This is a genomic window from Terriglobus saanensis SP1PR4 (assembly GCF_000179915.2).
Lineage (GTDB): Bacteria > Acidobacteriota > Terriglobia > Terriglobales > Acidobacteriaceae > Terriglobus > Terriglobus saanensis.
This window is the reverse complement of record NC_014963.1, coordinates 810,799-834,612: the sequence shown is the minus strand read 5'-3', so window position 1 is coordinate 834,612 and position 23,814 is coordinate 810,799. Positions and strand designations below refer to the sequence as shown.

Below are 23,814 nucleotides of genomic sequence, written 5' to 3'. Positions count from 1 at the left end.
AGCTTTTATAAAGTCAACCTAAATCTTTAGGTTTCGTATTTATTTTGACCTGAACCTCGATAAATCTGTAAAACAGCGCGTACAAAAGAAGAAAGCCCGGGAAAATCCCGGGCTTTCTTGTTGAGCTGACTTGCTAACTCGCTGACCTGCTGACTCGCTCGCTTACGCCGACTTACCCCGGCGAACGACTTCCGCCGCCTTCTCCGCTCCATCTTCAGGAGCTTCCGGCACCGGCGCTGCCGTAATCGAAGCTGCGCCGATTCCCAGCTTGGCGCGCAGTTCCTGGTCCATGCGGTCGAAGATATCGGGATTCAGCTTCAGGAAGCCACGAACGTTCTCGCGACCCTGTCCGATACGCTCGCCCTGGTAGCTGTACCAGGCTCCGCTCTTGTCCACGATATTGTGGACGACGGCCAGATCCAGAACATCACCTTCACGCGAAATGCCTTCGCCGTAGAGAATGTCGAACTCGGCCTCGCGGAAGGGTGCAGCCACCTTGTTCTTCACGATCTTGGTCTTGGTACGGGAGCCGACAACGACGTCGCCCTCCTTCACCGCGCCGATACGACGGATGTCGATACGGACCGACGAATAGAACTTCAGAGCGCGTCCACCAGTGGTCGTTTCGGGGCTGCCGAACATGACACCGATCTTTTCGCGGATCTGGTTGATGAAGATCAGGGAGGTGCGGCTCTTGGAGACCGTCCCTGTCAGTTTTCGCAATGCCTGGCTCATCAGACGTGCATGCAGACCGACGTGCGAATCGCCCATCTCGCCGTCCAGTTCCGCTTTGGGAACCAGAGCCGCGACCGAGTCGACTACTAGGATGTCGATGGCGCCGGAACGCACCAGAGCTTCGGTGATCTCCAGAGCCTGCTCGCCGTAATCCGGCTGTGAAATCAACAAGTTATCCGTATCCACGCCCAGCTTGCGAGCGTAAACGGGATCCAAAGCATGCTCAGCATCCACAAACGCCGCCAGACCGCCAGCGCGCTGTGCTTCCGCGATAATCTGCAGGGTAATCGTCGTCTTACCGCTGGACTCCGGTCCAAAGATCTCGATCACGCGGCCGCGGGGCACACCGCCCACACCCAGGGCCAGATCGAAGGAGATTGAGCCGGTAGAAATCACCGAAATCGGAACAATCGCATCCTTGGCTCCCAGACGCATGATCGAACCCTTGCCAAACTGTTTTTCAATCCCTGCGAGGGCTAGTTCTATTGCCTTGCCGCGATCATCCGCCACGTAAATCTCCCTTTTGCACGTCTCAATTATCTTCCAAATACTAGCAGCAGACCTAAGGGAAAAGCAAACAAAAAGCGAAGCTATACTTCAGCAGATCCAGAAGCTATCGCTTCAGCAGATCCACTGGCGCGTACACGTCCTCAATCCGAACATTAAGTCCCAAAGCGGGATGCGCCCGCGCCACAGCCTGATACATCTCCCACGCCACACGGCGATAGCTCCAATGCCCCGCAGGCGCGCTCCGAAGTTCGGAGATGTACACCGCCTCGGCGTAATCCATCGTAAAGAGCGCACGGCAACGCGTCGCCAGCGGTAGCACATACGCCGCCTCGGCACGGGCCTTCACTGGCAATGGAGCGCCCCAGTGCATGCGCACGCTGCCATCCTGCCCGAACTGCGGCACAGGCACGGCGGCAGGCGAATGGGCCGTGCGTTGCGACGATCCGAAAATCGAACCTCCGCGTCCACCCGGGGCCGTTCCGGCAGAGACCACCGAAGCGCGCTGCGAGGAAGGATCGAAAGGCTTCAAATCCACAGCGTCCGGCGTAGGCAGGGGCGAAGCATCTCCACTCACCTCACCAGCCACATGGCCACCAAGCGCGCGATAGGCTGCAAAGGCCTTTTCCATCGCATCTGTAAATACAGTTGCAACACGCGATCCAGAGACCGCAGGCTGTCCCGGAAAGTCCGGCATCTCGTACCCATGCACGTCTGTATAGGGCTGCAGTAACTGCGTGCACCTGCGATGGCGGTGCATATCCCGAAATCCGCCTACATCCATCAGCACATCGAAGCGAAAGCCCTGCGCGGCACTGAACGCACGCGGCAATTCATCGTGCCGTCCGCGATGCCGCGTTCCCAACGCAATCAGCTCCTCAATCGCCGCAGAAGAGAGCGCTGTGACCGCCGCTCTCAACTGCCGATACCCATAGTGACAGTGCGAATAAAGCAACGACGTCGCCAGGTCGATCTCCAGCGAAAACCGCTCGCCCACCGGCGTCTCCACCAGGTCCACGGCAGGCGTCTGCACAATCGCAGCGCCGCGCATCAGTTCGGAGACAGCCTGCGTCAGCTCCTGAGCGCTCTTCTTCGCAAACTCGCTCGCCGCCGTGTACTTCACCAGCGTGGGAGAGACCTTTACCTCGCGCAGCCAAGCCTCTTTCGCCCGCTCACCCAACGCCGCATCCGCTGCGGCGATCTCTTCAATCAGGCCAGCCGCCGCAGCGTGCGATACATCCCATGCTCCGCCGCTCGCGGCCTCTTTCAGGCGCACGCCCAGCGCGCGGATCTCTGTGAACTCGCTTCCCAGCAGACGAGAGATCTGTCCTTCCAGCGTCCGTGCATTCGTAATCTGTCCCAAACTGGTGTTCGTCGCCAACGGCAACAGGTAGCGCGCCATATCGAAGGCCCGCGCCTTCAGCGTCCGCGTATACGCCGCTTCATCCATCCCATCAGGCTGAGCGGTATGCACCTTCAACTCTTCCAGCATCCCCGCGCCTACACCCTCATACGCCTCGAAGAGGGAGGACACAGCATCGGTAAACACAGCCTCATCCGCTGGTTCAAACGTCGGCGTAAACCATCCGCTCTTGCGGAAATTCTGGTAACGCGTCGAGCGTTCCTGCCCATCCCAGCGCTGCTCATCCACCAGAGAAATGGCCGCCAGCAGGCTTAACTTCTCGATGGCAAAGGCCACGTGCGCCAGGTCCGCAATGGAGCGATGCCCATATTGGAAGTAAAAGGTATTGAGAAACTCCTCCGCCTTCTGCGAAGAGATCTCCTTCAGACTTTCCTTCAAACTCAACGCCGAGCGCGAGTACTTTGCCATTGCATACGCCAGCGCCTCCGGGTCCGCCCCGTGGATCGCATAGACTTCCGTTTCGTTCTTCGCCATAAGTCCAACCAGAATACTTCCCTTTGCCACCGGCAGGCAGCGAAGGACTCCGTTTCTGTCAGCAGCAGCCGCCACGCTTTCATATAATCTCCTTCGACAGCAGTAAGGAGCTTCATGCCCAGCCTCACAGGAAAAACAGCCCTCATCACCGGTGCTTCACAGGGAATTGGCCGCGCCATCGCACTCCAACTCGCCGCAGACGGCGTGCAAATAGCCCTGGCGGCCCGCAACGAGTCGAAACTCACCGAAGTCAAAGCCGAAATTGAAGCCGCAGGCGGCACCGCCCTTACTTTCGCCCTCGACGTCTCCTCGGAAGATTCCATCAAATCCACCGCCAAAGCCGTGATCGCACACTTTGGCAAGCTGGATATCCTCGTCAACAACGCGGGCATCACTAAGGACGGGCTCGTCCTTCGCATGAAGCTCGCCGACTTCGAAGACGTCCTGCGCACGAACCTCACCGGAGCCTTCCTGCTCACGCAGGCCGTGCTTTCGTCGATGATGAAGGCCCGCTCCGGACGCATCATCAACATCACCTCCGTCGTTGGAGAAGTCGGCGCTGCCGGACAGGCGAACTACGCTGCCTCCAAAGCCGGGATGATCGGTCTCACCAAATCCCTTGCGCGCGAGTTTGCCTCCCGCAACATCACGGTCAATGCCATCGCGCCTGGCTTTATCGAAAGTCCAATGACACACGTCCTCACTGACGAACAAAAGTCCGCCATTCTTGCGCAAATCCCACTCGCCCGGTACGGCCGGGACGCGGATATCGCCCACGCCGTATCCTTCCTCGCCTCGGACGCCGCAGGCTACATCACCGGGCACACGCTCGACATCAACGGCGGCATGCACATGGCATAGCTTTCCGTGCCCCATTCTTTCGCGGCTTCATCGCGAAAGAATGGGGTCGCGCAGAGCGCACAAACAGATCGGACAGGAAGATAAAACAGCAGATCCCTCCGCTCCGCTACGGGATGACAAAGTGAAAGTTATGGATGACAAAGGTTGACACCACCCCACAACCCCACGACCATAAGGCATGACGATCTCCCCCGTCGCCACCCCTGAAGATCGCATCACCGCCGAGGCTCTCCTCCGTGCCTACGGAGAACACCTCCAGGCTGAAGGCATCGACATCTGCCTCACCGGCCTGGAAGGCGACATTAGCAACCTGACCAACCCTGAAGCCCCTCTCCTTCTCGCAAAGAACGATCAGAACGAAGCCCTCGGCTGCGTCTCGGTCAAACGACGCACCATCGGCAGCGACGTCGTCGCAGAGATGAAACGCCTCTACGTCCTTCCCGATCACCGTGCCTCCGGAGCAGGCCGTGCGCTCGCGGAAGCCGCCATCGCCTGGGCGCGGGAACAACGGCTCACCGCAGTCGTCCTCGACACCGAGCCGAAGAAGATGCCCGCAGCCGGTCACCTCTATCGCTCGCTCGGCTTCCAGCCCACGGAGCGCTTCAACACCAACGCCGTTCCCGATGTTGAGTTTTACCGCCTCGATCTCACCACTTCACCGTAGCCAGAAACCCGCGCATCGCCAAGGCAATCTCTTCCACATGCGTCTCCGTGGCAAAGTGTCCCGTGTCGAGAAACTGCACGGTAGCCTTCGGCAGATCGCGCTTGTAGGCCTCTGCACCGGCTGGGATGAAGAACGGATCGTGCTTTCCCCAGATCGCCAGCAACGGTGGCTGGGCCTTGCGGAAGTACTCCTGGAACTGCGGATATAGCTTCACGTTCGACGCGTAGTTCAGGAACAGATCCAGTTGAATCTCCATGTTGCCGGGACGCGCAATCATCGCAGCATCCAGCGTGTACCCCTCCGGCGCAATCCGTTCAGGATGCGGAACGCCATAGGTGTATTGGTCTTTCAATCCCTCAGGTGACAACGCCTGTCGCACCGCCTCGCGATGTTCTGCGGTTGGTTCGCGCCAATAGAGTTGGATCGGCGCCCAGGCATCGCCCAAGCCTTCTTCGTAGGCGTTCCCGTTCTGCGAGACGATCGCCGCCACGCGCTCCGGATGCGCCATCGCCAGGCGAAGCCCCGTCGGCGCGCCGTAGTCGAAGACATACAGTGCATAGCGCTTCAGTTGAAGAGCATCCGTAAACGCCTCGATCGTCTTTGCAAATGCGTCGAAGCTGTACTTGTATTCCCGCGCCTCGGGCACCTCCGTAAAGCCAAAGCCAGGAAGGTCCGGAGCGATCACACGATACTTGTCCGCAAGCCGCGGAATGAGTTCGCGATACATGAAAGACGAAGTGGGAAATCCGTGCAGAAGCAGAATGACCGGAGCGTCCTTCGGTCCCGCCTCGCGATAGAAGACCTCTACACCGTCCGCGGTCACACGATGCACCGAGGTTATGGGCACACCGTTTTTTGCAACCGCTGCCTTTGCTGTTCCGCTCACTCCCAACGCTGCCAGACCGCTGCCTGCCGCCACAAAGCTTCTCCGTGTCATACATCCCTCCATAACCTGCATAAATTGCATTACTGGTTACATAGACAGAGTGTAACCGGACAACGATGCAAAAACGGTTACAATATTTTCATGAGCTCTTTTCTTGCATTGGCCGACGAGCCCGTTCTGGACTTCCTGAACACCGTTGCGCTTGTGGATGGCCAGCCCGCCGACACACTCCAATCGGACAGTGACGTTCTCGCCTGGCTGAAGCAATTCGGTTTCGCCGTGCCTTCCGCGACAAATCTGAAACCCAACGCGCTCCTGCATGCCACCCGCCAGCTCCGCGAAGTCGTCCGTCCCCTCATCGAACGTCGCGCCGAGGGCAAACGCATTCATCCTGAAGCTCTCAACGACTTCCTCGCGAAGAGCCCGAGCTATCTCACACTCACGCAGAATAAACTTCATCGCATCTATCCCACACGAACTGCCGAACAGCTTTTGACCCCGCTCGCAGAAGCCGCCGCGGAGTTCCTCGCGACAGCAGACTTCGCGCTTGTCCGTGGATGCGAGAGCAGCGACTGCATCCTCTGGTTCTACGACCGCACCAAGTCACACCAACGCCGCTGGTGCAGCATGGCAACCTGCGGCAACCGGCATAAGGTCGCAGCCTTTCGCCAACGCCAGCAAAGAGCGTAAAAGCCCTAATGGACCGCAAGACGAAGAAGATGCACAGGCGCCCCTGCATCGCCCGTAGCGGGTGCCGCCTGTCCAGCGTTGAGCCAGAAGACCTCGCCGCCCTTCACGCTTCGCTTGCTCGCGTCCGTACCGATCTGCACAGGAGAAAAGGCAATCACAAGACTCCCTTGAGGGGATGCCGTTAGGGCACAAGCGTGCGTGCAAATCAGCCGTTGCACTTCGAGCTTCGCACTCTGAAACTCCATCGCATTCGTATCCTTCAAAGGTATCGATGGAGCGCCTACGCGAGACGCACGCAGCATCCCGCCGATAGGAATGCTCTTCAGTTCCACGCGCAGAAAATCCGAATTCAGGTCACCAAGATTTTCCACCGCATGCCGCTCGATCCGTCCCGGGCTCACGCGGAACGCGCCCTTCTTCAACGGCGGTCTCTGCAACACATAATCGCTCTCGCCCTCGTGCGAGAAACGGACCGGGCCGGAGTCGCTCAGATAGACATACACCGTCGGCGATTTGGAGTGATCGTGGACACCGATCTTTTCATGCGCGCCATAATGAACATGGATGACCTGGATCTCCGAGTTCTCGAAGATCACGCTATAGTTCTTTGGAAACGCTTTCATTGGATCCTGCGCCTGAATCGTCAAAAAACCGGCAACAAACGCCAAAAGAACAGCCAACATCTTTCGCGGATGACCCATAAATCCTCCCAGACCCAATCGAGGCAGTGGAGTTCCATCGTAAGCCAGCCAGAAGAAAACGCATGTCAAAGATTTTTCTTGACTCATACAAAGCTGTCTATATATAGATGTCTCAGTATGAAAAAGCCAGACGCCCTACAGGGTTCCCTCGATCTCCTCGTCCTCAAGATCCTCTCTCGCCGCCCGAACACGCACGGCTACGGCATCATGGCTGCAGTCAAGGAAGCCTCCGACGATCTGCTCCGGATCGAAGAGGGCTCTCTCTATCCCGCGCTCCACCGCATGGAAGAGGCCGGATGGATCCGCGCCGAGTGGATCAAGAACGACACCGGCCGCCGCGCCCGTATCTACCAGCTCACCGCCACGGGTAAGAAGCAGCTTGGTGTCGAAGAGTCCCGCTGGCTCACCGCCACCTCCGCCATCAACCAGGTCCTAAGGACGGTTTAGCCATGTCTCTTCTGCATGGTGGAGAACGCAGCTTATCGCGACGTGCGCGAAGCCATGCTCCCGATTGCCTATCTGCCCATGCGCTCCGTCGACCCCTCTGGTGTGCCCCAGGCCTACGATGGCGCGACCTTCGTCCTCCGAACCTCGGTCGCCGATCCCACAGCTCTTGCCGACACCCTCCGCAGGGAGATTTCTCGCCTGCAGCCCGAGCTTCGCGTGAGCAATATCCGCACCCAGACAGAGCTCATTCGCGCGCAGACGATTCGCGAACGTCTCCTCGCGCAGCTTGCTTCCTTCTTCGCCGCCGTCGCGCTTTTGCTCGCCTTCATCGGGCTCTACGGCGTCCTGAACTATTCCGTTCTCCAGCGAGAACGCGAGCTTGGTATCCGCATCGCCATTGGCGCGGGACGGTTCAACATCGCACGCCTCGTCACCTTGCGAACGTTTGCCATGGTCCTCCTCGGAGCCATGGCCGGTCTTGCGCTCGGTGTCGGCGCTTCGCGCTATGTGGCCACGCTCCTCTTCGGCGTAAAACCGACCGACCTGGCCGTCCTTCTCTGGCCCACAGTGATCCTTCTCATTGCAGCACTTCTCTCCTCCATTCCCGCCGTGGTCCGTGCGGCCAGAATCGATCCCGCCGTTATGCTGAAAGCGGAGTGAACCTAAAGAACCAACAGCAAAGGCACGAACAGACAGCGAAGCGGGGTTAGGGACCGGCTATCCACAGGGCTATCCACACGCATTCCACCGCAATATCCTCATGTGCGGGCGTTTAGCCCTATATCCTCAATGCAGATGCCCCCTGTCCGCAGCTTCGCTTCGTCTGACCGCTTCCTCGCCGAGATCGCATCCCCCGCACTCCGGCCCGGATACGTTCTGGCGGGCGACGAGCTCTTTCTCTACGAGCGTTGCCGGCGCGGCGTCCTCCAGACCCTCGTTCCGGATAATCTTCGCGATTTCTGTCTGCACGATCTCGATCTCGCGGAAACCAGCATCTTCGAAGCCCTGGACCAGGCGCAGACGCCGTCCCTCATGGCTCCCTTCCAGGTCTTCTTCTTTCGCAATCTGAAGGTTCTTTACACGCGCGGCGCCAAAAAGGACGAGTTCGCCGCCATTGACGCCTACTTCCGTTCGCCGAACCCGCAGGCGCTTCTGATCTTCGTCGCCGACCACCTCCGCCTTCCCGCCGATCTCCGCAAGATGGACATGCAGGACAAGGACCGCTTCGAGCGCATCCGGGAGACCCTCGGTGACCTCTGCGGCGTGGTGGAGTTGGCCCGCGTCGACGAGCAGGACGCCGTCCGTTGGGTCACAGCCACCTGCGATGAGCAGAACACCAAATGCGATCCCGACGCCGCCCGCGAGCTCGTCGACGCCCTCGGCGCGGACATGATGCTGGTCGCCTCCGAGTTGGAAAAGCTCCTCCTTTATGTCTCCGCGCCGCGCGAACAGGCTGGTGTCGAACACGCGGAGGCGCGCATTACCCTCGGTGACGTGGAAACGCTCGTCCTTGCCGCCAAGCAGCGGTCGCTCTATGAGCTGACAGATGCTATCTCCCTGCACGACCGCGCCGCCGCCCTGGGGCTCCTGCACGGCCTGTTGAACGCCTCTGACGGCGGGGAGGACTCTGCCATCGGCCATCTGTATATGCTGGCCCGCACCTTCCGGCAGATGCTCATCATCGCGGAGAAGAACGTGCGCGACTCCCGCGCAATCTGGCAGGTCCTCTGGCAGGGGTTTCGCATGCCCCCTTTTGCCGCAGACGACCTCATCCGCCAAGCCCGCCGCTATAAGTCGCGCCGCGAACTCTCCCGCGCTCTCCGCCTGATCGCCCGGGCCGACCTGGAACTGCGTAATTCCCCTCCAGACAAGCGGCTCGTCTTAGAACGTCTCGTGCTGGAGTTGGCAACGGAGCCGCGAGCAAATGTTCATGGCGTCGAAACCTCCCAGTTCGCGCTCGAAATATAAACTTCAGTCACGTAACGGAATGCCAATTTGCGCCGTACTAATAGGTACGGATCGCCGCGGAAAAATCGAAGCAATCAACACAAACCCCTCCCGCACTTTGGCATCTTTACTGAGAGCGAATGTCTACCTTCACCGAGCTGCTTCCGCAGGTTGAACAACAGATCCAGGACTTCGTAGGTTCGTACTTTCGCCGCCTACGCTTCCCCCCGCTTCTGGAGGAAAGCTACGTCGCGTCTACTGCGAGGCGACGGCGGAAATACGTCGCCTGGACCGGCCTGTGCGCCCTCCTCATCTTCGACCTGTTTCTCTTTGGCGACTCAATCTTTATCCCGGCACGATTTGGTGAAGCCGTTTCGGTCCGCTTACTGGTTGTTACTCCCTCGATTCTTCTCTTTCTATTCGCCATTCTCCACGCCAAAACACGCGCCGTACGCGAGGCGTCCATCGGCGGTATTGTCCTGACGATTTGCTGCGCCACGCTCTATCTTGGCCGCGGCACCGAACAACTCTTCCAGGCGACGGTCGAACCGATCTTCTTTCTGGCCTTCGTTCTTCTGAACGGCGTCTTTCGTGTCGATCTGCGCTACGGATTGGTTACTTCGGTGCTATGTCTGATCGCGTACGGAGACGGAGTCGCCTCTCTCACCGCTCTGAGCTTAGGAGGTATGGTCCTCGCGACCGCTCCGGTCATCGCAGCAGCGGTTCTTTCGCTTATCGGCAACTTTACCTTTACTCGTGCTCTGCGCATCTCGTATCTGCAGCGCCTTCGCAGCGAAACCCAAACGGCCCTCCTCGACGCCGCCAATCTCGATCTCCAGCGCGTCGCATCCCGTGATGCACTCACCGGTCTGAACAATCGCCACACCTACGACCTACGCCTCCAGGAGCTCTTTGCCGATACGATCGCGAACCCACGCCCCATCTCAGCCATCATGGTGGACATCGACCACTTCAAGATCCTGAATGACACCCACGGACATCTCTTCGGCGACCGCGTCATCCGTCGCGTCGCGACCCTCGTCTCGGAGGCGCTTCGCGCAGAGACAGACTTCGCCGCCCGCTTCGGTGGAGAAGAATTTGTCGTGCTTCTGGATGACACCAATGAAGAGCACGCCCTGATTGTCGCGGAGAGAATCCGCACCCTAGTCGAGATCGCGGGCTCACCCGCATACGATACCGACTTACGGAGGTCTTCCCGCTTCGTAGCGAATCGCCCGCCTGCTTCTCTTCTAACGACCGTGAGCTGTGGCGTCGCCACTGTCATTCCGAATAAAAACGATCATCCTATGGACCTTATCGCCCGCGCCGATCAAGCCCTCTATCGTGCAAAGTCCGAAGGCAGAAATCGTGTCTGCTGCCATATTCTCTCGGGTGTTTCTGTAGCTGTCGCCTAGTATTCTCGGCACAAGCTATCCCATTACGGAATTCCTGGTCAGGGTTGAGTCGCATACCTCCAGTTACGGAAGCAACAACCAAGTACACTTCTCTCCAACCACTTCATCCGGAGGAAGCATGTCCCGTCTCCAGCGACTCGTCGTTTTTTTTGCCTTTGTCTCCCTCCTCTGCACTCCGCATAGCCGAGCACAGGCCGCCGCACCCGCTGCAGACTTCATCCCATCGCACTATGCCAAATATGAGTACCGTATTCCCATGCGCGACGGCGTCAAGCTTTTTACGGCGGTCTACGTACCGCAGTCAGGCGACTTCAAAGACGCAGGCCCCTATCCCTTCCTGATGACGCGGACGCCCTACTCCTGCGGTCCCTACGGCGAGGACAAGTTCGCCACCGCCTTTGCTGGCTCCAGTATGGAGCTCGTCGAATCCGGATACATCTTCGTCTGCCAGGATGTCCGCGGGCGCTATCAGTCCGAAGGCACCTTTACCGAGATGCGCCCGCACATCGACGACAAGAAATCTCCCAAGGACGTCGACGACGCCTCCGATATGTACGACACCGTCGAGTTCCTTCTGAAGCATGTGGAGAATAACAACGGACGCGTCGGCATCACCGGTATCTCCTATCCTGGCTTCTTCACCTCCGCTTCCATCATCGATTCGCATCCCGCCATCAAGGCCGCCAGTCCCCAGGCGCCGATGACGAACCTCTTTATTGGCGCGGACGATAGCTACCACGGCGGTGCTTTTATGCTTGGAGCCAACTTCGGCTTCTACACCGGCTTCACACCGCAGAAGAACCCCATGCTGCCATCCGCCGAACGCAATCACTTCGACTTCGGCACGCCGGATACCTACGACTACTATCTCCATGCTGGCAACCTGGCAGACCTGAACTCCCTCGTCGTCAAAGACAGCAAAGAGAGCCTCTTCAGCGATCAGGCCTTCCACAACACCTATGACAGCTACTGGAAGGCACGCAACCTTGCGCCCCACATGCGCAACGTCCACGCCGCCGTCATGACCGTCGGCGGCTGGTTCGACGCCGAAGACCTCACCGGTCCGCTCGTCACCTTCCACGCGATCGATGAACTGAACCCCGGAGCCACCAACACCGTCGTCATCGGTCCGTGGACGCACGGCGGCTGGGCGCGCACCGACGGAGACCATCTCGGCGATGTGCAGTTCAACGCCAAAACGGGAGAATACTTCCGCAAACACATCCAGTTCCCGTTCTTTGAGCATTACCTCAAGGACAAGGAATCGAAGCCGCTTCCCAAAGCCTATGTCTTCGAGACCGGCACCAACGCCTGGCGCAGCTACGACGCCTGGCCGCCCAAGCCTGCGACGAAGAAGATGGTCTACTTCCACGCCAACGGCAAACTCTCTTTCGACGCCCCGACCGCGAAGGAAAGCAAGGATGAGTACGTCGCCGATCCGGCCCATCCCGTCCCGTTCGTCGGTTACGTCACGGATACCGTTCCCCAGCGCTACATGGCAGACGACCAGCGCTTTGCCGCGACGCGCCCCGATGTCCTCGTCTACCAGACCGAACCGCTGACCGAAGACCTCACCGTAGCCGGGCCGATCTCGCCGAAGCTCCGCATCGCCTCCACCGGAACCGATGCGGACTTCGTCGTGAAGCTGATCGACGTCTACCCTGCCGACTACCCCAGCCCTCCGATTGACCCAGCCATGGGCAAACGCATCGTCTCCGCTCCGCCGGTCCTGATGGGCAACTACCAGCAGCTTCTCCGCGGCGAACCCTTCCGCGCCAAGTTCCGCACGAGCTGGGAGCATCCCACGACCCTCAAACCCGGCGAAGTGACCGAGATCAACTTCAACATGCCGGATATCCATCACACCTTCCGCCGTGGCCACCGCATCATGGTGCAGGTCCAAAGCAGCTGGTTCCCCCTGACCGACCGCAACCCGCAGACCTTCACGGACATCCCGCACGCCAAACCGGAGCAGTTCGTGAAGGCCACCCAGACAATCTTCCACTCCGCCTCGGCCCCCAGCGGCGTAGAACTCCTCGTTCTCCCGTAGTCGCTTTTGTGCCCCATTCTTTGCGCAGCTTCATCGCGCAAAGGGTGGGGTCGCGCAGAGCGCACAAACCGGATTTCTAAGGAAGCCTTTTCCTTTTGTCATCCCGTAGCGGAGGAGAGGGATCTGTTTCTGAGTAAAATCAGATCCCTCTCCTCCGCTACGGGATGACAAAGAAGAACAAAAAGCAGAAGGCCCGGACAAACCGTCCGGGCCTTCTGCTTTGGGAGAAACCTGAAACCTAATTCGTAGCCGTCTGCGCAAACTTCCGCACCATCGCCAGCAGCAACTTCCGGTCGCCATCGGACAGATTCGACGAGTACCGCTGCACCTGCGTCAGGAACTTGATCTCATCCTCGGACAAGCTGAGCTGCTGGGACATATCCCGTACCACGCCCTCTTCGGCAAAAAACTGCGACAAGGGTAGGTCCAGCGCCGAGGCAATCTTTTTCAGCGTCTCCAGCGAGGGCACCGTGTGGCCGTTCTCAACGCGGGAGAGGTAGCAACGCAAGAGGCCGGTGCGCTTCTCAATATCGCCCTGCGACATGCCTTTTTGCAGACGAAAACCGCGGATCGTCCCACCGATATTCATCGACACGGGCTCCGAAGAGAGTGTTGCCGGCACCGCCGGAGTCATGATGTGCATGTCAGCCATTGACCACAAAGTAACGGGGGCCAAACCCGGAGGCAAGCACAAACTACGCAGATGCAGAGTTTGCCGTACCTCTCCGGATTCGTGCCGAAGCAGACTCAGGGTCAGAATGGGGTCGGGGGTACAGATACCCCCACCGCTGGGGTTACACGCGCTGGTTCGGGGCCTATCGCTTCAACTGGCTGTTCAAAAACAACATCGTCCGACGCCTCGCATCCATCGCATCGGCAGCGTTGTACCCGGTCTTGTTGTCTTCGTTCTGGAAGGCGTGCCCTGTGTCCGGGTACTCCTTCACATCGACGTCCTTGTGCAGCTCTTTCATCGAAGCGGTGAACTCGTCCACCATCGCGGGCGTGATGCCCTTATCCAGAGCGCCGAAGTTCCCCAGAACGGGTGCCTGAATCTTGGCAAGGGTCGTCTTGTCCGTGGGAAGCGCTCCGTAGTTCACAACGACGGCCTGCAGGTTTGGCTGCGCCACGGCGAAATCGATGGCGTATCCGCCGCCCATGCACCAGCCCACGACCCCGACCTTAGCGCCAGCGCCTACCGTCTTGTGGACAAACTCCAAGGCGCCATCCAGATCGCGCAGAGCGCGGTCGTGGGGCAGGCCGCGCATCAGTTCATGCGCCGTCTCCGCGTCCGTAGCGACCTGACCGCGATACAGATCCACCGCAATCGCAGTGTAGCCAGCAGCAGCGAAGGTCCGTGCCTGCTCACGCACCCAATCGTTCAGGCCCCACCACTCCGGAATCAGCAGCAACACCGGCGTGGCCGCCCGCTGCTTACCCATAGCCACAAACATCTCGGCCTGCACCGTCTCGCCGCCACTCTTGAAGCTCACCACCATGCCCTTTGTGTTGGTTGAGTTCATCTGCGTCCCCAACATGCCTCCGTGGTCGTGGGTCTGCGCTTGCAGGGTAGCGGCAACGAAGAAGAGTCCAATCAAAAAACGGCGCATGGCAAAGCTCCTTAATCCGTGGTGCGAATCTTTGGTGGTATTTAGAGCGATTCCAGTATGTCTGAAACCAGCGTTTGCGCAAAGTCTCGCGCCATCCGGTCCACTGCCGGAGTATCTTCCTGCACAAAGGCCGAAAGATCCTGCGTCGACTGGTACTGCTGCCGAAAGGAAAACTTCGAGTTCTGGTAAAGCACACGCCCTGTGGAGGACGTCAGCACGACCTTCGCCGTCAGCGTAATCAGGTAGCTGGAGGTCGCTCCACTGGAGGAGTCGTACGTCAGAGGCGCAACGGACTCCGTCAGGATCGTACCCTCCAGCGTCGCGTCGCTCGGTGCGGTCGCGCTGTTGATGATCCGATACTTCGTGCGCGTATTCATCTCGTGAATCACCGCGGAGGTGAAAGCCACTTCCGTGTGATACGCATGGGTTCTGTTCTTGAAGGTCGGTATCGCCAATACCGAGATGCCGGCGGGAATATGTGTCGCCGATCCTGCCGTGTGATATCCGCAGCCCGTCAGCAGAACCAATCCGAGCCCCAGCAGTGAACGCATTCTCATACCTCCCCATTGTCGCCTGCGAACGCCTCACCCGGAGCGTACCGCAAAAGAAAAAGGGCGCAGCCGAAGCTGCACCCTTTGGAACAAGGAAAAACTAGGCGGGAGAGGGACGACCTTCGCCAAAGCCAGGAGCACGTCCACCCTCGGGCTTCAGTACCTTCTGGGTATCGGCGGTATTCGGCTCGGCGTGTGCCAGGGCCGACTTCATCGGAGGAAGCTCGTCTCCGTTGATGATCATCTTGATCTCGGCTGCGTCGATCGTCTCGCGCTCCAGCAGGGCCACGGCCATACGGTGCATCGCGTCCTGATGCGTATCCAGGATGCTGTACGCCGACTTGTAACCGAGGTCTACGAAGTTGCGGACGGCAAAGTCGATCTGCTTGGCGGTATCGTCCGAGAAGTCGCGATGCTGCGTGATCTCGCGGCCCAGGAAAATCTCTCCGCCTTCCTTCTTGCCGAAGGTCAGAGGTCCAAGGTCGCTCATACCGTACTCGCACACCATGCGACGTGAGAGTTCGGTTGCACGCTCGATGTCATTGCCAGCACCCGTGGTGATCTTCTTCAGGAAGATCTCTTCTGCGCAGCGTCCGCCCATCAGGATGGCAAGCTGCGTTTCGAGATAGTCCTTGGTCACAGTGTGGCGATCGTCTTCCGGAAGCTGCATCGTAACGCCAAGCGCCATGCCGCGCGGGATGATCGTCACCTTATGGAGAGGATCGGCGTGGTCGCGAATCGCGGCCACCAGAGCGTGTCCGGCCTCGTGATACGCGGTGACCTTCTTCTCTTCGTCGGTCAGCAACATGCTCTTCCGCTCAGCACCCATCAGGACCTTGTCCTTGGCTACTTCGAAGTCGTACATGTGGACAGACTTACGGTTATAGCGGGCGGCAGCCAGGGCAGCTTCGTTCACCATGTTGGCAAGGTCGGCGCCGGAGAACCCTGGGGTTCCACGAGCCAGAACGTTCAGATTGACGTCTTCCGAGAGCGGAACCTTCTTGGCGTGTACGCGAAGAACCTCTTCACGGCCGCGCACATCAGGACGCCCTACCATCACGCGACGATCAAAGCGGCCCGGACGAAGAAGAGCTGGATCCAGAACGTCGGGACGGTTGGTGGCGGCTACGAGAATGACGCCGTCGTTGGACTCGAATCCGTCCATCTCGACGAGAAGCTGGTTGAGCGTCTGCTCGCGCTCATCGTGCCCGCCGCCCAGGCCAGCACCGCGGTGCCGTCCAACAGCGTCGATTTCGTCGATGAAGATGATGCAGGGAGCGTTCTTCTTACCCTGTTCGAACAGATCGCGTACGCGCGAAGCGCCCACGCCGACAAACATTTCCACGAAGTCCGAACCGGAGATCGAGAAGAACGGGACATTTGCTTCGCCCGCAACCGCGCGAGCCAGCAGTGTCTTACCCGTTCCCGGAGGTCCGACGAGCAGCACACCCTTGGGGATGCGGCCGCCGAGACGCTGGAACTTCGCGCTCTCGCGCAGAAACTCGATGATCTCTTTCAGTTCTTCCTTGGCTTCATCCACGCCGGCGACGTCCTTGAACGTCACCTTCTTCTGCTGCAGGCTGAGCAGACGTGCGCGCGATTTGCCGAAGCTCATGGCCTTGTTTCCGCCCGACTGCATCTGGCGGAGGAAGAAGATCATGATGCCCAGAATGAGGGCGAACGGTGCGATCTGCAGAAGAATGGCGAACCAGGCGTTGTTGTTCTGGTCCTTGACGGTAATGTTCACGCCTTTTTCGCGCAGCACCTTGTACATGTCAGGATAGTTGGCCGGAATTGTCGTATGGAACTGTTCCTTGCTGTCACGGTATTTACCCGTAACTTCAGTTCCATTGACCGTAATTTCGGCAACTTTACCCTTGTCGGCGTCGTCCATCAGGTTAGACAGGCTGATCGCGCTATCGTGTCCCGTGTTACTGCCCTTCACCACAAACTGGAATACAAAGACCAGGCAGGTGATCATGCAAACCCACATCAATATTGTCTTGACGGTCGAATTCAATCCGATTCCCTCGATTCATTCCCAGGCAGCCACATCCGCGCACGCCACACCCCGTACTGCGGGCTAGTCCATTAGACGAAGGTCAGGCGCCAAAGATGCGACGAACTCGACTCGCTCTAAATGTCGTCTTGCGATTCTACTCTTATGACAGGAAAGTTAACGCGTACGCACGATTTTTCTGTCGGGGCCAGCACCAACGGAACGGTACCTGTGGAGGACGCGCCTAACGGGTACGAGAGAGCCGCAGTTCCCGCGCCGACCGCTCCGCCTGCAGACCCGATCCGAGGGACAGGCGCGCGCCCACTTTTGCTGAAACCGTAGGGTCTACCGGAGACGTCGCAGGAGCCAATCCCGCGAGCCGGAGCAGACGCAGCGTATCCGCCGCCGAGAGGCTTAAACCCAGCCGTTTGACGGCCCCGCGCAGGATTCTCCTCCGCATGGGCAGGTCCATCGGTCGCAGACGCTCGATCTCCAGGGAGAAAGCAGACTCCCCCGACGCAGTTCCTACCGCCCGGCCTCCCCCGCGCACCGGCTTTCCCGGTAGAAGCAACTGGGGCAGAAGTCGTTCGATTTCAATGGCCCAGCGCGCTTCTTCCTCGCGTGCCAGCTCTGCCGTCGTAGCCAAGGCGGACGCGATCTGCGGATTGAACTCGCGCATCTTCGGCATCAGGTCATGACGGATCCGGTTTCGCATATGCTTTGTGGACGTGTTGCTGGAATCCTCACACCAGGCCTCGCCCCGCGCCTCCAGGAATGCCTCGACCTGCACCCGCGAAAGATGGAGCATTGGTCGAATCACCGGCAAACGCTCGCCCTCGCCGAGGAAGAGGATCGGGTGAATGCCGCTTAAACCCTCAGTCCACGCGCCGCGCAGCAGCTTTGCCAGCACCGTCTCGGCCTGATCGTCCTGCGTGTGGGCCGTCGCCACCATGGTCACTTCGCCACCCAACATCAGGGTCCGAAAGAGTTCAAGACGCGCATTCCGAGCAGCTTCTTCCAGCGTCTCGCCGTCGGCCTCGGCAGCCGCGGGAATATCAGATTCCGCCAGACGCAGGGGAACGTCCAGCCGCGCACACAGCGCCTGCACAAAATCCCGATCACGGTCCGACTCTGCACCGCGGGTTCCATGATGCAGATGCACCGCCGACAGCCCAATTCCCAGGGCGACTCTCTGCTCATGGAGCGCCAGCAGCAGAGAGGTGGAGTCCGCGCCAGCCGAAGCGGCCACGGCGATACGGTCTCCCGGTCGGAAAAGCGAGGTATTCAAAGGAAGGTTTGCGCGATCTGCCATCGCTTTCATCGTATCGTCACAAGATGCACAAAATCCGACTTGCCACCGTAGACGACGCCGCCACGATCTCGCGCCAGCGCCGCCTCATGTTCGCGGACAATTTCAGCCGCACTGAACAGGAGTTTGATCAGCTCGAAGCCGCTTTCACCGAATGGGTCACGCCACGACTCGCGGACGGAAGCTACCTCGGCTGGTTCGCCGTGGAAGACGACACCATCCTCGCCGCCTGCGGCCTCTGGATCATGGATTTCCTGCCGCACTGGATGGACATCGCCCCGGCGCGGGGCTATCTCACCAACTTCTACACCGCTCCCGCCGCACGCGGTCGCGGCCTGGCCAAGGAACTCCTCCGTATCAGCGTGGAAGAGTGCAAAAAGCGCGGCATCGGCGTCGTCACCCTGCATGCCTCGAAGTTCGGGCGGCCTATCTACGAGCGCTTCGGCTTTGCCCAAAACAACGAGATGATTCTTCGCCTGAACGAAGACACGCAGGGCTGGGAGTAGTTACGCCGTCTGGGAGAGGTAAAACTCGGCCAGCGCGAGATCCGCAGGCTGCGTGATCTTCAGGTTGCGTGGAGAACCTGCCACCACGGAGACCTCGATCCCCGCGCGCTCCAGAAGGCTGGCCTCGTCGGTGCCGACGAAGTCGTCGCGTTCCGCCTCGTCAAACGCCTGCTTCATCAGCGAAAACTTCGCGCCCTGCGGCGTCTGCGCCATCACGATGCGCTCACGCGGAACGGTAGTGGCAATGATCGCTCCATCCACCGTGCGATCTACCTGTTTGATCGTATCCACAGCAGGAAGCCCCACAATGGCAGCGCCATGACGCGCAATCGCCTCAATCGTGCGCTCAATCGAAGCCGTATCGATCAACGGGCGCACGGCATCGTGCACCAGCACCACGTCGTCCGCTTCGGCCTTCAAAGAATGAAGCGCATTGGTCACAGATTGCTGACGGCTGTCGCCGCCCTCGACGACTTTTACCCGATCGGAAAGCTCATACTCATCAATCTGCGCCTGCACGCGTTCGCGCTCATTGGCCCGAACCGCCACAAGAATCGTCGTGACTGAGGGCACTGCGGCAAAGGCGCGCAGGCTGTGAATCAGGATAGGAATACCACCAAGGGCCAGAAACTGCTTGGGTGCTGAAACGTTATGTGTGCCTGCGGCCATCCTGGTTCCGATGCCCGCGGCGGGAAGAATCACGTGTACTTGCATAGGAATCGGAGTATATCGCCTCTTCTTCTCATCGCAAATCTCCGCGGATCATAGACAATGGGCAAGAGGGGTTTCTTTCGACTATGAGAATTGGTTACGGCTTCGACTCGCATGCATTCAAACCGGACGTCCCCCTCGTCATTGGCGGTCTCAAGATCGAGCACCACTCCGGGCTCGCGGGCCACTCCGACGGCGACGTTCTTCTGCATGCGATCACCGACGCCCTGCTGGGCGCAGTCTCCGCCGGAGACATCGGCACCTTCTTTCCGCCCAGCGATCAGCGCTGGAAGAACGCCGATTCGTCCATCTTCCTGCGCACCGCGCTCGAAGAGATCGCCACCGCAGGCTACGAGATTGGCAACATCGACACCGTCCTCATTCTCGCGCAGCCCAAGATCGTGCCCATCGCTGGGGAACTCCGCGAAAAGGTGGCCGAACTGCTTTGTATCAGCCCGCGCGATGTCGGCATCAAGGCAAAAACTCCCGAAGGCCTCAACCAGGACGGCGTCGCCGTGGCCCACTGCACCGTTCTGCTCAGGCCCATCGCAGAGCCCGACACGCTGAAGACAAAGACTGCGGAAGCAGACGACGATATCGACGTCGACGTCGTGGTTCGTACGCTCGTCAACGGCGTTCGCGATACCAGCGCTCTCGGGCGCAAACCCACCTTCGATACCGACGACATTACTTAAGACGAGAAGTGGCGCAGCTTCTCATCAAAGTCAGGCATTGCGACTCTTATGCCTGGACACTACGTAAATCAAACCTTTAGAGGCAGGTTACGGAGTACTGACGAACTGCTGCATCCACGCTGAGCATCGTCAATCCTTCCACTCGCGCCTGCGCTATGAGCAAGCGATCAAAAGGGTCACGGTGGAAGGGCGGCAGTTCGGCAGCTTCCTCTGCATGCGCGATCGTAATGGGCAACTCGATAAACCCGAACCGTTCGCCATGTGCGGCAACCGATCCTTCGAAAGCCAGGGCGCACTTCACTTTCTTTGTCTGGATCTCCCAGGCAGTTACGGCGCTCAGATAGATCTTGTTGTCAGGATCTTCGAGGGCATGGCGATAACTGGCAGGCAGCCTGGCAGAACCCTCGTCAAGCCAGATAAGAACATGAGTATCCAGAAGGAACCTCGCCATCTTTAGAGGCCCCACTCCTTCAACTCTTCTTCTGTCATTGGATCAAAGGCATCGGGAGCGACGTAAGTGATTCCAAGGAAGTTCTGGCCGAAGATTTTGCGCTTTTTCGGACGCTTCTCATCCTTGATGGGTACGATCTTTGCCACAGGCTTTCCTGCCCTCGCCAGGATGACCTCTTCGCCATTGACGGCCTGCTCCACGAGCGCCGAGAGGTGCGTCTTCGCTTCATAAATGTTGTATGCCGCCATGACTCACCTCTGCGGCGAGTATACAACTTGGTCAGGTTAGTCAACGCCGCAGGAGCGGATACACTTATTAGGATCATGCCTGAGACTCAAAAACCCATCCGCGTCCGCATCGCCCCCTCGCCCACCGGCGACCCACACGTTGGCACTGCCTATATCGGCCTGCTCAACTACATCTTTGCCCGCCAACGTGGTGGCAAATTCGTCCTGCGCATTGAAGACACCGACCGCACACGCTTCGTCTCGTCCTCCGAACAGATGATCTTCGACGCCCTTCGCTGGAGCGGCCTTGAGTGGGATGAAGGCCCCGATGTCGGTGGCCCCTTCGGCCCCTACCGGCAGTCCGAACGCACCGAAATCTACCGCGAATACTGCGACAAACTGCTCGCCAGCGGCCACGCCTATCGCTCCTTCGAAACGCCGGAAGAGCTGGAAGCGGCACGGAAAGCACAGATCGCCGCCAAGCAGCCGCCGAAGTACAACGGAGCCTCGCGCAATCTGTCACAGGATGTGATCGACGCTAACCTCGCAGCGGGCAAGCCCTTCACCATCCGCCTGAAGGTCCCGTCAGAGGGTTCCACCACCTTCCGCGATGAGCTGCGCAAGGACATCACCTTCGACCACTTCAACGTGGACGACCAGGTGCTGATGAAGTCCGACGGCTTCCCCACGTATCACCTTGCCAACGTCGTCGACGACCATCTTATGGGCATCACCGACGTCATCCGCGCAGAAGAGTGGATCTCCTCCACGCCGAAGCACGTGCTCCTCTACAACGCCTTCGGCTGGGACCTGCCGCGCTTCTGGCACATGCCGCTTCTGCGCAATGTGGACAAGAGCAAGATCTCGAAGCGCAAAAATCCTGTCTCGCTCATCTACTATCGCCAGGCGGGCTACCTTCCGCAGACGATGCTGAACTTCCTCGGCCTGATGGGCGGAGGCATGCCCGCGCCGGGCGACCACAACAACACGCCCGAACAGAACCGCGCCGCCGAGATCTTCACGCTCGACGCGATGATCGAGAAGTTCCAGTTCGAGCGCATCTCGCTCGGCGGGCCGGTCTTCGATCTCGTCAAGCTGAAGTGGCTCAACGGCGAATATCTCCGCGCACTGACGCCGGAGCAGTACTTCACGGAACTTCGCAACACCGTCTTCTCCGATGAGATCCTCCGCCAGCTTGTGCCGCTCATCCAGACGCGCGTGGAGACCCTCGGTCAGGTAGGCGACATGGCCGACTTCCTTTTCCGCGACAACGTGATGCCTGCGGAAGAAGTCTTCCTTCCCAAGAAGCGCACACGCGAAGAGACGCTCGCTTTCACGGTGGATCTTCTCACTGCTCTCGAAGCCGCAACCTGGACGGAGCCAGAGATCGACGCGGCTCTCCGCGCGTTGCTCACGGCAAAAGAGTGGAGCGTGAAGGAAGGCTATATGCTTCTGCGCGCGATCCTCACTGGCTCAACGGCCTCTCCGCCATTGCTCGAATCGCTCGTCGTCTTCGGCAAGGCACGTTCGCTCGACCGCGTCCGCCGCTTCGTGGATACGCAGAAGAAGCTCGCACCCAGCGCCAAGAAATAGAACTTCGAAGACTCTTGTCATCCCGCAGCGTAGCGGCGGGATCTGCTCTTTGAGAATCTCCTTAGGGGTCGCTCTTCGAGCGATAGATGCGCTTTGCGCATAACCCATGTCCCAAAAGCGGGACATGGGGCACCGGTTTCGGCTTTCGGACAAATCAGGTTTGTGCGCTCCGCGCGAACCCACCCTTCGCGATAAAGCCGCGAAGAATGGGGCACATCCCGCTTACTTCGCGGTAAACAAAACTTCCACCGGCAGCAACCGCGGCGGATAACAAGCCGCAGAATCGCACGCCTGGTAATGCAGAGCGCCCTTAATGGTGTGCTCACCCGGCTTCGCCGTCACATGCAGCGTCAACGCAAAATCCCCGGTATACACATCCAGCTTTTCCTTCGGATCGAAGGCGAAGCTATAGTCATGCCCCTTGGGAAAATCCACCGTGCGCACATTCGCCGTCGGGTCGTCCTGCACCGCCAGCTTTGTCGGAATCAGCGTTGCAGAGTGCGGCGTGTGCGAGTTGATATGGAAGCCTTCCTCCACGGAAAAGTGGAGGACCAGTGTCGTCGCCTTATTCGCCGCGATCACCTGCGCCTCGGGAACAAACACCACATGGCCCTTCGGCTTATTGACCGCAGGCGCGCCTTCAATCTGCTGCGTCTGAACCACCGGCAAAACTGTCAAAAGCATCGCAAGGAGGAAGCGCATTATTCACCCACAATCTTCTTGATACTTGCCTCAACGTCGTCCTTGCTGCCAAGGCCAGCCGTCTGTGCGACGATCTTGCCATCGCGTCCGATATAGAACGTCGACGGCAGATAGTTGACCGCGCCGTATGCGGTATCCACCTTGTTGTCCGTCAGCAGAATCGGATACGTCACGCCGGTCTTGCTCACAGCCTTCTGGACCTCTTCCTTGCTGACGGCGTCTTCCGTAATGCCGAGGATGGTCAGCTTCTGCCCCTCATATTTTTTGCTGAACTCTTCAAACCACGGCATCTCCACCTTGCACGGTGCGCACCAGGTCGCCCAGAAGTTCACCATCACCGGCCGGCCTTTGTAATCGGCCAGCGAGACCTTCTTGCCCTCCAGAGTGGCCAGCGTGAAGCCTGCCGCCTGCTTGCCGCGAAGGTCCGGCACGTCGTCATCCGGAACCGGAGAGCCGGCCTTGCCATCCGGAATCAGCGTGATCTGCTGTTGCCGCACGCGCGCTTCTTCGGCGTGACGTCGGCGAACATTGTGGACCCCGGCCCAGAAAAGTCCGGCCACGAACAGAACGATAACGGCAAGAACCACGACATTGCGCTTCACGGAATACTCCTTCTTCAAGTGTATCGGCTTCCCGGCGGCCTTGCTTTGGTAGCATCGGGTT

At 59.2% G+C, this 23,814-nt stretch carries 25 protein-coding genes; 11 read left to right on the top strand and 14 right to left on the bottom strand.

Annotated features, from left to right (window positions below):
• Positions 1-162 precede the first annotated feature (162 nt).
• Both recA and ACIPR4_RS21405 read right to left on the bottom strand, forming a co-directional pair.
• Positions 163-1,245 carry a recombinase RecA gene (gene recA, locus ACIPR4_RS03440; RefSeq protein WP_013567257.1) on the bottom strand — a complete coding sequence of 361 codons (1,083 nt, stop codon included), beginning with the start codon at positions 1,243-1,245 and terminating at the stop codon, positions 163-165.
• Positions 1,246-1,348: 103 nt separating this feature from the next.
• On the bottom strand, positions 1,349-3,139 hold the full coding sequence (locus ACIPR4_RS21405) for an FAD-dependent thymidylate synthase (RefSeq protein WP_144312301.1): 1,791 nt from the start codon (positions 3,137-3,139) through the stop codon (positions 1,349-1,351).
• A 114-nt stretch (positions 3,140-3,253) separates the two neighbouring features.
• On the opposite strand from ACIPR4_RS21405, the gene fabG reads away from it, so the two are divergent.
• Entirely contained in the window at positions 3,254-4,000 is a 747-nt protein-coding gene (fabG, locus tag ACIPR4_RS03430; RefSeq protein ID WP_013567255.1) for a 3-oxoacyl-[acyl-carrier-protein] reductase, read from the top strand.
• Positions 4,001-4,178: 178 nt separating this feature from the next.
• On the top strand, positions 4,179-4,664 hold the full coding sequence (locus ACIPR4_RS03425) for a GNAT family N-acetyltransferase (RefSeq protein ID WP_013567254.1): 486 nt from the start codon (positions 4,179-4,181) through the stop codon (positions 4,662-4,664).
• Here ACIPR4_RS03425 and ACIPR4_RS03420 read toward each other — a convergent pair.
• The gene (locus ACIPR4_RS03420; protein ID WP_013567253.1) at positions 4,648-5,601 is read right to left on the bottom strand and encodes an alpha/beta fold hydrolase; all 954 of its coding nucleotides are present in this window, start codon (positions 5,599-5,601) and stop codon (positions 4,648-4,650) included. The genes ACIPR4_RS03425 and ACIPR4_RS03420 overlap by 17 nt on opposite strands.
• 90 nt (positions 5,602-5,691) lie before the next feature.
• On the opposite strand from ACIPR4_RS03420, the gene ACIPR4_RS03415 reads away from it, so the two are divergent.
• Entirely contained in the window at positions 5,692-6,240 is a 549-nt protein-coding gene (locus ACIPR4_RS03415; protein ID WP_013567252.1) for a CGNR zinc finger domain-containing protein, read from the top strand.
• 5 nt (positions 6,241-6,245) lie between these two features.
• Here ACIPR4_RS03415 and ACIPR4_RS03410 read toward each other — a convergent pair whose 3' ends face one another.
• Entirely contained in the window at positions 6,246-6,941 is a 696-nt protein-coding gene (locus ACIPR4_RS03410; RefSeq protein WP_013567251.1) for a hypothetical protein, read from the bottom strand.
• Positions 6,942-7,058: 117 nt separating this feature from the next.
• Here ACIPR4_RS03410 and ACIPR4_RS03405 point away from each other — a divergent pair, with 117 nt between their 5' ends.
• The 5 genes from ACIPR4_RS03405 (at position 7,059) to ACIPR4_RS03385 (ending at position 12,800) form a co-directional block, all read left to right on the top strand.
• Positions 7,059-7,388, top strand: a complete 330-nt coding sequence (locus ACIPR4_RS03405; protein ID WP_013567250.1) for a PadR family transcriptional regulator — start codon at positions 7,059-7,061, stop codon at positions 7,386-7,388.
• Between the two features lie 15 nt (positions 7,389-7,403).
• Positions 7,404-8,048 (top strand): FtsX-like permease family protein, encoded by a 645-nt coding sequence (locus tag ACIPR4_RS03400; RefSeq protein ID WP_041585901.1) that lies wholly within the window; start codon positions 7,404-7,406, stop codon positions 8,046-8,048.
• 135 nt (positions 8,049-8,183) lie between these two features.
• Positions 8,184-9,356 (top strand): DNA polymerase III subunit delta, encoded by a 1,173-nt coding sequence (gene holA, locus ACIPR4_RS03395; RefSeq protein ID WP_144312298.1) that lies wholly within the window; start codon positions 8,184-8,186, stop codon positions 9,354-9,356.
• A gap of 119 nt (positions 9,357-9,475) precedes the next feature.
• On the top strand, positions 9,476-10,750 hold the full coding sequence (locus ACIPR4_RS03390; RefSeq protein WP_013567248.1) for a GGDEF domain-containing protein: 1,275 nt from the start codon (positions 9,476-9,478) through the stop codon (positions 10,748-10,750).
• Between the two features lie 118 nt (positions 10,751-10,868).
• Positions 10,869-12,800: a CocE/NonD family hydrolase gene (locus tag ACIPR4_RS03385; protein WP_013567247.1), complete on the top strand. Its 1,932-nt coding sequence runs from the start codon at positions 10,869-10,871 to the stop codon at positions 12,798-12,800.
• 238 nt (positions 12,801-13,038) lie between these two features.
• On the opposite strand, the gene ACIPR4_RS03380 is transcribed toward ACIPR4_RS03385, so the two are convergent.
• The 5 genes from ACIPR4_RS03380 to tilS all read right to left on the bottom strand — a co-directional run bounded on the left by ACIPR4_RS03380 (position 13,039) and on the right by tilS (position 18,269).
• Positions 13,039-13,389 carry a helix-turn-helix domain-containing protein gene (locus ACIPR4_RS03380; RefSeq protein ID WP_013567246.1) on the bottom strand — a complete coding sequence of 117 codons (351 nt, stop codon included), beginning with the start codon at positions 13,387-13,389 and terminating at the stop codon, positions 13,039-13,041.
• 226 nt (positions 13,390-13,615) lie between these two features.
• Complete coding sequence (locus ACIPR4_RS03375; protein ID WP_013567245.1) at positions 13,616-14,407, bottom strand: dienelactone hydrolase family protein; 792 nt, start codon at positions 14,405-14,407, stop codon at positions 13,616-13,618.
• A 41-nt stretch (positions 14,408-14,448) separates the two neighbouring features.
• The gene (gene lptE, locus ACIPR4_RS03370) at positions 14,449-14,958 is read right to left on the bottom strand and encodes an LPS assembly lipoprotein LptE (RefSeq protein ID WP_013567244.1); all 510 of its coding nucleotides are present in this window, start codon (positions 14,956-14,958) and stop codon (positions 14,449-14,451) included.
• A gap of 100 nt (positions 14,959-15,058) precedes the next feature.
• A complete protein-coding gene (ftsH, locus tag ACIPR4_RS03365; protein ID WP_013567243.1) occupies positions 15,059-16,978 on the bottom strand; it encodes an ATP-dependent zinc metalloprotease FtsH in 1,920 nt (639 codons plus the stop codon).
• A 223-nt stretch (positions 16,979-17,201) separates the two neighbouring features.
• On the bottom strand, positions 17,202-18,269 hold the full coding sequence (tilS, locus tag ACIPR4_RS03360; RefSeq protein ID WP_187290242.1) for a tRNA lysidine(34) synthetase TilS: 1,068 nt from the start codon (positions 18,267-18,269) through the stop codon (positions 17,202-17,204).
• Here tilS and ACIPR4_RS03355 point away from each other — a divergent pair.
• On the top strand, positions 18,254-18,772 hold the full coding sequence (locus ACIPR4_RS03355; protein WP_245536440.1) for a GNAT family N-acetyltransferase: 519 nt from the start codon (positions 18,254-18,256) through the stop codon (positions 18,770-18,772). The two genes, tilS and ACIPR4_RS03355, sit on opposite strands and share 16 nt — an antisense overlap.
• Here the strand turns inward: ACIPR4_RS03355 and ispD are convergent, their stop codons facing one another.
• Positions 18,773-19,486 carry a 2-C-methyl-D-erythritol 4-phosphate cytidylyltransferase gene (ispD, locus tag ACIPR4_RS03350; protein WP_013567240.1) on the bottom strand — a complete coding sequence of 238 codons (714 nt, stop codon included), beginning with the start codon at positions 19,484-19,486 and terminating at the stop codon, positions 18,773-18,775.
• Between the two features lie 83 nt (positions 19,487-19,569).
• Between ispD and ispF the strand changes: the two genes are divergently transcribed.
• Positions 19,570-20,178 (top strand): 2-C-methyl-D-erythritol 2,4-cyclodiphosphate synthase, encoded by a 609-nt coding sequence (gene ispF / locus ACIPR4_RS03345; RefSeq protein ID WP_013567239.1) that lies wholly within the window; start codon positions 19,570-19,572, stop codon positions 20,176-20,178.
• Positions 20,179-20,254: 76 nt separating this feature from the next.
• Here the strand turns inward: ispF and ACIPR4_RS03340 are convergent, their stop codons facing one another.
• Together ACIPR4_RS03340 and ACIPR4_RS03335 are read right to left on the bottom strand one after the other, a co-directional pair.
• Positions 20,255-20,629, bottom strand: a complete 375-nt coding sequence (locus ACIPR4_RS03340; RefSeq protein WP_013567238.1) for a type II toxin-antitoxin system VapC family toxin — start codon at positions 20,627-20,629, stop codon at positions 20,255-20,257.
• Positions 20,630-20,631: 2 nt separating this feature from the next.
• Positions 20,632-20,877, bottom strand: coding sequence for a type II toxin-antitoxin system Phd/YefM family antitoxin (locus ACIPR4_RS03335; protein WP_013567237.1), 246 nt, complete (start codon positions 20,875-20,877; stop codon positions 20,632-20,634).
• Positions 20,878-20,952: 75 nt separating this feature from the next.
• Here ACIPR4_RS03335 and gltX point away from each other — a divergent pair, with 75 nt between their 5' ends.
• Positions 20,953-22,449 (top strand): glutamate--tRNA ligase, encoded by a 1,497-nt coding sequence (gltX, locus tag ACIPR4_RS03330; RefSeq protein ID WP_013567236.1) that lies wholly within the window; start codon positions 20,953-20,955, stop codon positions 22,447-22,449.
• Positions 22,450-22,671: 222 nt separating this feature from the next.
• Here the strand turns inward: gltX and ACIPR4_RS03325 are convergent, their stop codons facing one another.
• Positions 22,672-23,151, bottom strand: coding sequence for a protein-disulfide reductase DsbD domain-containing protein (locus tag ACIPR4_RS03325; RefSeq protein WP_013567235.1), 480 nt, complete (start codon positions 23,149-23,151; stop codon positions 22,672-22,674).
• On the bottom strand, positions 23,151-23,753 hold the full coding sequence (locus tag ACIPR4_RS03320) for a TlpA family protein disulfide reductase (RefSeq protein WP_013567234.1): 603 nt from the start codon (positions 23,751-23,753) through the stop codon (positions 23,151-23,153). The genes ACIPR4_RS03325 and ACIPR4_RS03320 overlap by 1 nt, the downstream gene beginning before the upstream one ends.
• Positions 23,754-23,814 lie beyond the last annotated feature (61 nt).

What these genes read in the sequence shown, in the direction of transcription:
- ACIPR4_RS03385 (WP_013567247.1), top strand. Translation starts at nt 10,869, where the DNA reads ATGTCCCGTCTCCAGCGACTCGTCGTTTTTTTTGCCTTTGTCTCCCTC.
- ACIPR4_RS03335 (WP_013567237.1), bottom strand. Translation starts at nt 20,877, where the DNA reads ATGGCGGCATACAACATTTATGAAGCGAAGACGCACCTCTCGGCGCTC.
- holA (WP_144312298.1), top strand. Translation starts at nt 8,184, where the DNA reads ATGCCCCCTGTCCGCAGCTTCGCTTCGTCTGACCGCTTCCTCGCCGAG.
- ispD (WP_013567240.1), bottom strand. Translation starts at nt 19,486, where the DNA reads ATGCAAGTACACGTGATTCTTCCCGCCGCGGGCATCGGAACCAGGATG.
- ACIPR4_RS03405 (WP_013567250.1), top strand. Translation starts at nt 7,059, where the DNA reads ATGAAAAAGCCAGACGCCCTACAGGGTTCCCTCGATCTCCTCGTCCTC.
- ispF (WP_013567239.1), top strand. Translation starts at nt 19,570, where the DNA reads ATGAGAATTGGTTACGGCTTCGACTCGCATGCATTCAAACCGGACGTC.
- ACIPR4_RS03375 (WP_013567245.1), bottom strand. Translation starts at nt 14,407, where the DNA reads ATGCGCCGTTTTTTGATTGGACTCTTCTTCGTTGCCGCTACCCTGCAA.
- ACIPR4_RS03410 (WP_013567251.1), bottom strand. Translation starts at nt 6,941, where the DNA reads ATGGGTCATCCGCGAAAGATGTTGGCTGTTCTTTTGGCGTTTGTTGCC.
- ACIPR4_RS03420 (WP_013567253.1), bottom strand. Translation starts at nt 5,601, where the DNA reads ATGACACGGAGAAGCTTTGTGGCGGCAGGCAGCGGTCTGGCAGCGTTG.
- ACIPR4_RS21405 (WP_144312301.1), bottom strand. Translation starts at nt 3,139, where the DNA reads ATGGCGAAGAACGAAACGGAAGTCTATGCGATCCACGGGGCGGACCCG.
- ACIPR4_RS03415 (WP_013567252.1), top strand. Translation starts at nt 5,692, where the DNA reads ATGAGCTCTTTTCTTGCATTGGCCGACGAGCCCGTTCTGGACTTCCTG.
- tilS (WP_187290242.1), bottom strand. Translation starts at nt 18,269, where the DNA reads ATGGCAGATCGCGCAAACCTTCCTTTGAATACCTCGCTTTTCCGACCG.
- ACIPR4_RS03325 (WP_013567235.1), bottom strand. Translation starts at nt 23,151, where the DNA reads ATGCGCTTCCTCCTTGCGATGCTTTTGACAGTTTTGCCGGTGGTTCAG.
- ACIPR4_RS03425 (WP_013567254.1), top strand. Translation starts at nt 4,179, where the DNA reads ATGACGATCTCCCCCGTCGCCACCCCTGAAGATCGCATCACCGCCGAG.
- ACIPR4_RS03380 (WP_013567246.1), bottom strand. Translation starts at nt 13,389, where the DNA reads ATGAATATCGGTGGGACGATCCGCGGTTTTCGTCTGCAAAAAGGCATG.
- ACIPR4_RS03390 (WP_013567248.1), top strand. Translation starts at nt 9,476, where the DNA reads ATGTCTACCTTCACCGAGCTGCTTCCGCAGGTTGAACAACAGATCCAG.
- ACIPR4_RS03340 (WP_013567238.1), bottom strand. Translation starts at nt 20,629, where the DNA reads ATGGCGAGGTTCCTTCTGGATACTCATGTTCTTATCTGGCTTGACGAG.
- lptE (WP_013567244.1), bottom strand. Translation starts at nt 14,958, where the DNA reads ATGCGTTCACTGCTGGGGCTCGGATTGGTTCTGCTGACGGGCTGCGGA.
- gltX (WP_013567236.1), top strand. Translation starts at nt 20,953, where the DNA reads ATGCCTGAGACTCAAAAACCCATCCGCGTCCGCATCGCCCCCTCGCCC.
- fabG (WP_013567255.1), top strand. Translation starts at nt 3,254, where the DNA reads ATGCCCAGCCTCACAGGAAAAACAGCCCTCATCACCGGTGCTTCACAG.
- ACIPR4_RS03400 (WP_041585901.1), top strand. Translation starts at nt 7,404, where the DNA reads ATGGTGGAGAACGCAGCTTATCGCGACGTGCGCGAAGCCATGCTCCCG.